Source organism: Corynebacterium sp. HMSC06G04, from assembly GCF_001807365.1.
GTDB classification, from domain to species: domain Bacteria; phylum Actinomycetota; class Actinomycetes; order Mycobacteriales; family Mycobacteriaceae; genus Corynebacterium; species Corynebacterium simulans.
Genome location: NZ_KV788592.1, coordinates 1 through 9,796 on the forward strand (window position 1 = coordinate 1; position 9,796 = coordinate 9,796).

The window sequence follows — 9,796 nt, forward strand, 5'->3', positions numbered from 1 at the left end:
ATAGCTAACCCCCGACGTGTCCACTTTCCGGGGGCCAGGCCCCATGCCGTCCAACTCGTCTATACGCGCATCCTCGGCTACTTCGACGGCCCAGCCCGTTTTCTTGCTCTTTCTTCAACCCCTCGAAGGGGTGGTGACTTTTGTATCCTGTTTCCTTCTTTTGCCCTGGCGATCGAACAAGTTCCTCTAACATCTACAGTGCATAGCAAACCAGCTGTGCTCCAGATAAGAAGGAGAAATGATGCCTGGATTCGCACTTCGCACTGAGTCTACTGAGTCCGCCCGGAACCTAAACCTGCACGCCACCACCGCTCCGGCAGAATGCTGTGGCTGCCCTTCGGAAGGCCGCTGTGCGGCTTACTGTCGAGACAACTACAACTCTGCCGGCGGTTACTGCGAGGGATTCCTCGATCTGCGCTGCGTCTGCGTGTAAAAGAAAGACGGAATAGTGTGTCGCCGATATCGGCGACACACTATTTATTTTAGGAGTACGGAACACATGCTAGAAGTTAGCGACATCAGCAGGAGCATTTCGGGGAAATCTATCCTAGATAAGGTTAACCTTTCCGTTGGCCAGGGCGAATTAATTGCTATCACTGGACCTTCCGGAAGTGGCAAGACTACCCTGCTTAGATGCATCATAGGAATCGACCAACCAGACTCTGGAACGATCTCACTCTCAGGAAAGGACTACTCAAAGTATCCTGAGCAAAAACGCCGAGACTTTCGTCTCAAGAATATTGGCGTGGTAGATCAAGAGAACCATCTAATAGAGGATTTGACCTGCCGCGATAATATCCGGCTAATTGCTGAGATGTCCAGAGGGGGGAGAAAGCAGAGTTTCATTACAGCGAGGGAAATTCTCACACGATTAAACATGAGATCGTATGAAGACCGTCACCCGAGCTCTCTCTCAGGAGGCGAACGTCAGCGCATCAGTATTGGGTGTGCACTCGCTAACCGCCCCTCACTAATTGCTGCGGATGAACCAACTTCCAGCCTCGACGATGAAGCTGCCAGGACTGTGATGGATCTATTTCTAGAGCTAGCTCAGCAGTTCCAGATCCCGGTGGTAGTGGTTACTCACGATGCCCGAGTAACCAGAAATGCCTCCGCCGTCTACGAGATCGGTGGTTCTCGTGTATCTCGGTGACTTAGCAAAGCGGAATACAAGCGAAGTTTTCGTCGTAGGTTTCTTTAACCTAGCGCTGCTAGTGATCATTCTTCTCCCACTCATGGGAATAATGATGCTTGCTAATGCAGATGAACGTACCCACTGGCAATCTCCGGATGATACCGCTAACCAGCAGAACTTGTCGACATGGTCAATCGCTTCCGGCGACGGGGTTCTGGAACTGACATCCGTTACTACTGATCGACTCAATAAAATTCCTTTTCAGGATCAGACGCAGCCTTTCGACTGCGCCACAGGAGCAGGAGACAACGCTCCTATCAGGTTCATTCACTACACGGAAGCTCTGGACTGTACTTCCTCACTCAAAGATACAGCGGTCACGGACTCCCGAACGGTAAACATTGTTATGCCCACAGATGAATCGATGGAAAGTAGTGACACTGTGACCAAGGATTCAGCACCCACGGTAGATCAGACCGTCATGTACATAGTTCTAGTCTATCTAATTGTTGTTGTGATTCCCTGCTTGGTGTGTTTTTGGAATGTTTCCAAGATTTTCGACCCTAAGTGGGCAGAAACTGCTCGCATTCTTACCCTTCGAGGAGCGAAAAAAGGGACTGCGGCCATCCTGTTGTCGGCTGCGCCTCTGGCCGGCCTCCTCATCAGCGTTGTATTTTCAGCCGTGCCCCTGTATCTCGTATCTCGCATTCTCGAAAGAGTTATCTGGGAAGGCCGTGGGTTCCTCCCCGAAGATGCTCTCGCGGGTCTAATAGGAGCGTTTAGCTGTGGTGTTCTCATCACCCTCATGGTCGGGGTGGCGACGTATCTGAGGAGGATGAAGCTCTTTGCGGAAACTGTATAAATGGCGATTAGTCGCCTTTCCGGCTGGCATAGTTCTAGCATTCGTGATGGTCATCTTCTCCGAGATATTTTCCCTACCAATCTTGGTCCCTCTAGCTTTCCTCCCTATCATTGCTGGATTAGTGTATCTTGCACCTTTTCTCGCTATCAGTGCTGGCTGGTGTTATGAAAAGCTCTTCGGCGGAGGGATCCAGGGAACTCTAATCTCGTCCTCCCTTCGCTACCGTTCCACTTCCATAGGTTTGAGCGTGGTGCTCTTATTCTGCATTTGCGCCGTATCCACTGTGACAGTTGGTTTAGCAAACGCCGGACTAGGGCAAGTAAGTTCGGGGACGAGTTACTGGAAGCAGGGAATTCACTGGGGAGCTCTTCGCAATGACGCCAATTTTAAAGATGCCTACGAAGAATTTGCTGCACCGGGAATAATGGGAACTTTTGGCCAAGGCCGGATTATGAGAGAGAACCAACGTTCAGTAAACGCGTTCGTTATGCCCTGCTATGAATATGCAGAGCTGGCCACTGACGACCCTAAATGCCCAGCCAATGACTCCGAATCATTGCTGATCCCAGAGGGAACGGATTCAGCAGCCTTATCCCCTCAATTTGTTATCCCAGCCACGGATACCGAGCTACAACTGCCGCCATTACAAATCCAAGAAGTTCCTGGACTCACGGAAATTCTCATTTCAACGTCCAATAATGAAATCAACAGTGCAGGCAGATATCTATACGCGGATCTGGAACAACTTCCTCCTGACGTTGTCTTGTCTGCAGTCACACAAACCCAGACCGGATTGACATCGCAGGAAAGAATCGACAATGTCAACTCTGCAATGTCATCCGGGTACCGTGAAGCGGCATCTGCGTTGACACTCAGTATTCTGCTCTTCGGTCTAGCTGCAGTGAGCGGAATCGCTATTGCAGCGATCAGAGACCGGGCCAAGCTAATTAAGGTTCTCACTTTACGTGGAGTTCAACATGCAGTGGCCAAGAAGCTGATCCGCATCGAAACTATCAGTCTTACGCTTCCCTTCGTGCTATTTGGTTGTATCGGTGGCACTGTTCTAGCCGCTGCAGTCGCGCAAGTATCAAGCCTAAATCCATGGGATGCTTTCACTCCCCATGCACTAGGGATATTGGCGGCTTACGTCATTGCAGTACCCATCATCACCGAGATTCAGATTCGCAGAACGGATGGCGCATATGATTAACCCCGCATGGTTAGTCCAGCTGGTGGGGCTTCGCACTACCGACAAGGTCACTCATCCTGAGCTAAGTGACCTGGAGATGATTTCGGCGTTAGTGGAAGAAGGTATCTCCCATATTGAAGACTCAACCCCGCGCCGGAGGGTGATCAACAAGCGATCCATCGACGCCTGGGCAGCAGAACGGAAATCCCTGTTCTTGGTGTCTTCTAACCCAGGTGGCGTCTCGACAGGTTTCAGTCTCGCCAATCGGTCTGTGAACCATCGCGGAATCAGAATAGAGGAATGGCTTAACTCAACAGCTTTTTCCCTCGCAGATTTTCCTATGAATTATCGGGAAGACGGTTCCATTTTAGCAATTAGTCGTTTGGCCAGGGAAGACGAGCATCGTCTCATTTCATTTCTTGGAGTTCGGGGGCTCTTGTCTATCAGTACGCAAGATCGTTACAAGCCATCCGTGATAGAGCTTCTTCAAAGAAGAACGCTCGGAACAAAAAGAAATTCGGGACAAACAAGCGAAGCTAATAGTTCTAGCGACGATACCCCGCTCGGAGGGCGTACGTCGTTCCGGATGCCGACCTTCTGGACTGATTCGGCTCTCAAATTATGTCAAGAAGAAGCGTTACGCTCCACTGCTATTTGGACCAGCGCTCTCAAAGAACTTCCTAAAATGGCGAGCGCCGTCGTGTGGGAAAAAATGAATCCCCGCTTGACCATCCTTCAGAAAGTGGCGTTGGGAATGGGGCACGTCCTCGATTTCGCGGTCACCGATGAACACTTCTTGAAATCAGTTATTGGCACGCCTGATTATTCTCGGATGAGATATGACAGTTTTCGAAACATTGTAACGAAAGTTCCGGTCGGATTTTCGGGCCATGCGCTCAATGGCGTAACTGGTTCTGCGACACGGAGCCAAGAAGAGCATCATTTCGTCATGTCCAACTCTCCGCGCATCTTCTCCGAACTACGCGGCGGATATCTCATTTCCGAAGGCATCATTGATGAAGATCTGCTGGGGGAAACCTTTAAAAACCCCCGAAATGTAGCACAGGAGAGCTTTTTTATTTTTCGGAGTCTGGAGTTGGAGTTGTGGCTAAAAAAGCGAGCGTAGCAAAAAACGAGGAGAATTTTTTCCTTTTTAGCCTCTCCCAGTGGGAAATCTATGAAATTCCCCATGAAGTTTACTTAGAGGTAAAAGCAATGGAGTCCCCCCTTACGCGCGAACAAAACATCAGTCAGTGGGTTTCGCCTGAGGTGAGAGAGGAAATCGAACGGTGGATCCAATGACGGCGTTGACTAGCATGCCTTCTGTCGTACTGACCGCAGGCATAGTAATTCTTGCGATCTCAGCGATAAAGAAGCTCTGGGCAAATATAACAATTCGGACGGGACAAACTAAGTTAGCCGGGTTAGAAATCGCTGACTGGTTAGTAATCCTGACAGAGTTCATTGTCATAGGGATTGGGGTATGGATTCCGTTTCCCTACTCAAACTTGCTGATAGGACTCTATTTCCTAGCATTGTTGACGGTTGCTTCTCTACTCCGTGGGACACAGTGTAATTGTTTCGGAATATCCGAAAATAGTATCGACAAATTACATCTCTCGCTACTAGCCATTATTTCGTCTACAAACCTAGTATCGATATTGGTGACGGATCCTTCACGTTCAACCGGTTCGGTCTTGTTAGGACTGCTGGCAGGCGGTTTCATTCTAATCATGTGGCAGCGTAAGCGAACATCTAGACCGCCTAAATTTAAGCATTCTTTACCCGATGACCGGGAAATAGATTTCGAAGGGGTCTCCGAAATCACCATTCTCACACAGCAGGGATGCAACTCCTGCCGTGTGTTGAAGAGCATTATCGAGGATCGAGACTTCTTCGTCCCACTCGTCTTTGAGGATGAAAAACACAGTGACTTGGCTCGCGCTCACCGGATTGCCAGTTTTCCTACTGCGTTGGTCTATTTCCATGAGAACTCCGCGCCCCCTCAAAGCCGACAGCTGAATGGCATCACCGAGATCATCGGGTTCCTTGCGAAGGGGCAAAGGTAAATGGGACAGAGAAAAACGGGAGAACAACATTTCGGCCAACCTGTTTCTTGGACCTTCGGCTTAGGAAAGTCAGCGCTGACCTGGGTGATATTTAGTTGGGGAGTGTCTTTCCTCCAAGGTCTCTTAATGGTACTTCCAGCTAAAGGCTTGGAGCTGGCTTTAGGCGGGTACGCCCAAGGAAACCTGGACACCGAGGACATCATCTTGTTCATCGCATTCACTGTCGCCGGTCCTGCCTCACTGTTCATCGGACAGCTCGTCACGTTGAAAGCAAACATCGTTCATTTAAGCTCCATGTTCTCCACTGCCTTAGAAGTACTGTCCTCACGAGGAGCGGCGCGGCCTGATCCAGATAAACTTCAATCCCGGTTAATGAACGATGGAGGCACCCTTATTGACACATGGCGGAGCTTGCCAAACACCATCCTGTCATCGATCGCGGCATTCACGGGCGCATTTGTTGTCCTTGACGATATGACAGTCAACGCTATGGTCATCATCAGCACGACATCCTTATGCGCAATCCTCAGCTCCAAATGGTTGGCCGGAAAATCCTCTCTAGCTTGGCGGGAGAACATGGACTGCCTTGCCCATTTCTCAAAAACAATGCGTCAACGTTTTGTCCCTGATTTCGCAGATGTTGTAGAAGCTGCTGCCACCGAGTCGTGGGCGAATCAGCGAACACGGGACAGCGGTAACAGTTATTTTCGAACTTCAGTCCGTCAATCTTGCTATTCCAGTATCGCGACGTTCGTCCCCTCTCTGATCAACCATCTTTCACCCGCTTTCATCCTTCTCTGGTACCTCTACTTCGACCAACAGGATGATGTTGCATCAACAGTGGCTGTAATGACCTTTGCTTCGCTAGTCGCTCGCCCACTATCGAGCCTAGGAGACTGCTTCGAGATCGTGAAGAGAGGAACCCTAGCACGAGAGACGCTTGGTTCGCTGTTCCGTAGAAGAGATTTTCAACCGGTGCGTGACTGCCACGAAATGCTCGAATCCCCAAACAGCCTAGTCAGACTAACCGGGCCGTCTGGTAGCGGAAAAAGTACGTATCTAAAATCTGCCATCCTCGACCTAGATAGAAAATTTTCTGGTCAAGTAGGATACTGCCCCCAAGCCAATGCCTTCCTAGATGGCACGATCGCAGAGAACGTGGCAATGGGGCGGGATATATCTCCCGCAGAAGTCGACAAGTTTCTAGACGCCCTTGGCATCACTTCAGAACTTCAGGATCGAGGTGGCTCACAGGCGCTCATTGACGGAAATGGCGCCGATATATCCGGGGGCCAAGCTCGCAGAATATCCCTGGCTCGGGCAATCATTGGGAAGCCCTTGGTCATAGCACTAGACGAACCATTAAATGGTCTCGACGAAGACAATGTGAAATGTGCCCAGCAACTGCTCTCCGACCTTTCATTAAAAAAGTCCTTCATAGAGGTTAGCCACCAAGGTGGCGTAATCGACCGACCCGCTCAAACCATAGAATTCAGAGGGGATTAATGCTACCTTTTTTCAGGGTTCTTTCTTATTCTTTTTTTACCGAGACAAATAGCTGGGTGAGTGACAGGTTTATCAATGACTTTATGGAGATAGCTTCCAGTCCTGATAGCGAAAAACGTCTAACCACCTCTGCATTGTTATGCACTAGCTCCCACCTTCCAGACCCGTACGGACCGTGGAAATGGAACGGGAAACTCGTTTCCTTGCGACAAAACAAACATGCCGCCATACCCAGTTTCATAGAACTTGACGCTAGAACATCAACGATAAATAATGTTTTGTCTCAAGTGTCCCGCAGCATGCTTGTAGATATCGTTGACCATAGAACTAACGATCTACTCTTGAGTGGTTATTGCGTAGCAGATACAACAAGAGATAACGATATTGAAGTTGTCACAATGGACGACATGTCTAAAAAGTTGCTGGAAAAAAGATGATTGAATTATTTATAATTTCATTTGCGGGTTTCACTTCTGAAGATGACCCTGATATTAAATTTATCGATACTGAAAAAGATGGCCACGATGAGATCATGGTCAGACCATGTATCATTAGCCTGCCGAGTTCCTCGCTCTCCTCAGCCTCCGTGGCAACAAAGTGCGCTAACGCCATTATGGAGAGGCTTATTAAAATACAGGAGCCTAAGCCAGTGGGAGCCACAATTTCCGTCAACATGATAGGGGTTAGCGAAAGCTGCGGTGTAATCAGGCTCATGCTGAACAACACCCTCGATACCCCGATCAACGCTGTGGTGGTATCAGCTTGTTTCGATCGTGCCCGAACACCATTTGGTAGCCCGTTTTCTATTACCCTTTCGCCAAGTTTAGAAACCTCACTGAATCCCACTCCCCCCTGGTTCGACTGGAGGGGGGTCACGGTCGATAACCGCCACCACTTGCTTGTTTGTCATGGAACACAAGATCTCAATCCTTCGACCCCATTCTTGGACGCGTGGGGGTTTTTCTTACGAACCATGTCAGAGCGAGGAGATGTGACTCTAATTCAAGTAGGGGGGACATCCCATGGTTACGCATGCTTATCGACAGATGGCGTTCATCATCGGATGGTAACCTGGTTAAAAGAAAGAGATAGATCATGAAAGAAGGCCTGCGAGTTGACCCTTATTCTTTTAGAATCCCTTCACCTATAAGTAAACGGCAAAAACGTTTTACTCGGAATCTACTTACAGAAATCGAGGGGAGCCACTTTGATGAGGCACTAGCTCAATACGTTATTACTAAATTTTCTGAACAGGATATCGAGTGCCGAATCATTATCGCACGCCGGAGCTATCCAGATCAGAGCGAATCAGAGTGGACTGAATGGGTTGAAGTGAATGGGGTTTGCACAAACTCTAGCCCTACCGTGCTGGAGTATTACACCCCCGTGTTTGAAGTGTCCCTAGAAGCTTAGCTGACGTGCCATTATGCTGATTGCGAGCGCTGACAAATTTCGGGAAACAAATGTCTAGAAAGCCAGTATCATTGATAAGCACGTGGGCTAAGCTAACGCAATCACCTTCCCCTCTGCCCTAGTGGACTGGGCTCATCGGAATCCTGGCAGTGGCAGCAAATTTTTTCCTTCATCCTGACAGTTTCGCCAATCCCTGGACGATTCCGGCAGCGGCTTTGAATCTCGTATCCTTCATTGGCATCGCCCCGTTTCCCGCTTCCTACCTGGGTGCTGAGCGCGGGTAGTTGGTACCGCAGCCGGGGGTTGACCGGCGAGAGCCCAGAAGTGAAGTGCCCCGGGTTTTGTTCCCAGGCATTTGCCTTAATTTCCATTATTTCTTGACTGGGGTGGTGTTCCCAAGATTTGGCTTCGACTTCAGCCGGCGTGCGGTAGCCCAGGCTCTGGTGGAGCCGTGATTCGTTCCACCAATTCACCCACTCGAACGTCGCGATTTCCACATCAACGACATCGTTCCACGAGCGTCTACGAATCAGCTCATTCTTGTAGGAGCCGTTGACATTCTCAGCCAAAACATTGTCATAAGAGTCGCCCACCGCCCCAGTGGACGCTGCGATTCCGTGCTCAGCCAAGCGCTCGTTGTAGACGATGCTCACATATTGCTTATCAGCCGTGGTCTGAATGGTGAACCAAGCCCGTTGTTTCCTTAGCGCACACAATTGCTTGGTTGAGTGCTTGCAACGGCAGCGCCTCGGTGCGCATCGAATCAGACAACGCCCATCCAACAATCCTCCGGGAGTACACATCGGTCACGAACGCGGTGTACGCGAAGCCTTTCCTGGTGCGCACATAAGTAATGTCCGCCACCCACAGCCGATTGGGGCCAGGGGCCTTGAACTCACGATTCACCAAATCAGGGCCAAGATCCGGGCCCTTGGGTTTGCGCGTTGTGATTGGTGCCCCACCTTTTGCCCTTGCCGGACAGCCCAGCGCTGCGCATCAGCCGGGCTGTGTGCTCGCGGCCACTGTCAATGCCCTGGCGGCGCAGTACGCGCCATATCTTCCGGACCCCGTAGACGCCGTAATTCTCAGCATGAACGTCACGAATGTGCTCCACGAAAACAGCGTCGCGAAGACTGCGAGCGCTTAAGCCCCGGGCTTTAGACTGGCGGTACCCACGCGAAGTAAAAAGCCGCCTTCACGATGGATGTTTAACGTCTGGCAGATGAACTCGACGCAGAAACGACTCCGATACTCATCAATGAACCGGATCATTTCCGACGTCTCGGGTCGAGTTCCGACGCGAAAAAGCCGAGGCAGCCTTCAATAGCTCGTTGGTATCCCGCAGCTCTTGACTCTCACGGCGTAACCGTGCATTCTCCGCAGCCAGATCCTCAGGCATCGGATCGACAACGCGTCCTTCACGACGAGCAGCCTGCGTCCACTGCCGGGCTGTGTGCCACGACACGCCCAGTTTCGGCGCCACTATCTTGCACGCTTCCTGCGTCGAAATATTCTCCGCCAGAATACGATCCTCTACAAGACGGACCATACGGTCCTTCGCCTCCTGATCAAACTTCTTTGGCATGTTGGACCTGACCCCCATGTGGTGGACACCTGATATC

8 protein-coding genes and 1 pseudogene are annotated in these 9,796 nt (G+C 50.4%); 7 read left to right on the forward strand and 2 right to left on the reverse strand.

What is annotated here, in order from left to right:
• Positions 1–499: 499 nt before the first annotated feature.
• The 4 genes from HMPREF3158_RS01540 to HMPREF3158_RS01555 all read left to right on the forward strand — a co-directional run bounded on the left by HMPREF3158_RS01540 (position 500) and on the right by HMPREF3158_RS01555 (position 4,312).
• Positions 500–1,153, forward strand: a complete 654-nt coding sequence (locus tag HMPREF3158_RS01540) for an ABC transporter ATP-binding protein (protein ID WP_062036393.1) — start codon at positions 500–502, stop codon at positions 1,151–1,153.
• A 61-nt stretch (positions 1,154–1,214) separates the two neighbouring features.
• Complete coding sequence (locus HMPREF3158_RS01545; RefSeq protein WP_141740966.1) at positions 1,215–1,997, forward strand: hypothetical protein; 783 nt, start codon at positions 1,215–1,217, stop codon at positions 1,995–1,997.
• A gap of 43 nt (positions 1,998–2,040) precedes the next feature.
• Positions 2,041–3,207: a hypothetical protein gene (locus tag HMPREF3158_RS01550; RefSeq protein ID WP_141740967.1), complete on the forward strand. Its 1,167-nt coding sequence runs from the start codon at positions 2,041–2,043 to the stop codon at positions 3,205–3,207.
• Positions 3,200–4,312, forward strand: coding sequence for a hypothetical protein (locus tag HMPREF3158_RS01555; protein ID WP_070497053.1), 1,113 nt, complete (start codon positions 3,200–3,202; stop codon positions 4,310–4,312). Before HMPREF3158_RS01550 ends, HMPREF3158_RS01555 begins: the two co-directional genes overlap by 8 nt.
• Positions 4,313–4,967: 655 nt before the next feature.
• On the opposite strand, the gene HMPREF3158_RS12650 is transcribed toward HMPREF3158_RS01555, so the two are convergent.
• Positions 4,968–5,294 (reverse strand): hypothetical protein, encoded by a 327-nt coding sequence (locus HMPREF3158_RS12650; RefSeq protein ID WP_168161738.1) that lies wholly within the window; start codon positions 5,292–5,294, stop codon positions 4,968–4,970.
• A gap of 87 nt (positions 5,295–5,381) precedes the next feature.
• Between HMPREF3158_RS12650 and HMPREF3158_RS01570 the strand changes: the two genes are divergently transcribed.
• The 3 genes from HMPREF3158_RS01570 (at position 5,382) to HMPREF3158_RS12660 (ending at position 8,174) form a co-directional block, all read left to right on the forward strand.
• Positions 5,382–6,761 (forward strand): ABC transporter ATP-binding protein, encoded by a 1,380-nt coding sequence (locus tag HMPREF3158_RS01570; protein ID WP_168161739.1) that lies wholly within the window; start codon positions 5,382–5,384, stop codon positions 6,759–6,761.
• A 433-nt stretch (positions 6,762–7,194) separates the two neighbouring features.
• Positions 7,195–7,860 (forward strand): hypothetical protein, encoded by a 666-nt coding sequence (locus tag HMPREF3158_RS12655; RefSeq protein ID WP_141740969.1) that lies wholly within the window; start codon positions 7,195–7,197, stop codon positions 7,858–7,860.
• Positions 7,857–8,174, forward strand: coding sequence for a hypothetical protein (locus HMPREF3158_RS12660; RefSeq protein WP_141740970.1), 318 nt, complete (start codon positions 7,857–7,859; stop codon positions 8,172–8,174). The genes HMPREF3158_RS12655 and HMPREF3158_RS12660 overlap by 4 nt, the downstream gene beginning before the upstream one ends.
• 407 nt (positions 8,175–8,581) lie before the next feature.
• On the opposite strand, the pseudogene HMPREF3158_RS13080 reads toward HMPREF3158_RS12660, so the two are convergent.
• A pseudogene (locus tag HMPREF3158_RS13080) lies at positions 8,582–9,759 on the reverse strand (IS3 family transposase); the annotation flags it as partial.
• Between the last annotated feature and the right edge of the window lie 37 nt (positions 9,760–9,796).

Coding starts and splice junctions, on each gene's coding strand:
- HMPREF3158_RS12655 (WP_141740969.1), top strand. CDS start 7,195: ATGATTGAATTATTTATAATTTCATTTGCGGGTTTCACTTCTGAAGAT.
- HMPREF3158_RS01540 (WP_062036393.1), top strand. CDS start 500: ATGCTAGAAGTTAGCGACATCAGCAGGAGCATTTCGGGGAAATCTATC.
- HMPREF3158_RS01570 (WP_168161739.1), top strand. CDS start 5,382: ATGGTACTTCCAGCTAAAGGCTTGGAGCTGGCTTTAGGCGGGTACGCC.
- HMPREF3158_RS12660 (WP_141740970.1), top strand. CDS start 7,857: ATGAAAGAAGGCCTGCGAGTTGACCCTTATTCTTTTAGAATCCCTTCA.
- HMPREF3158_RS01555 (WP_070497053.1), top strand. CDS start 3,200: ATGATTAACCCCGCATGGTTAGTCCAGCTGGTGGGGCTTCGCACTACC.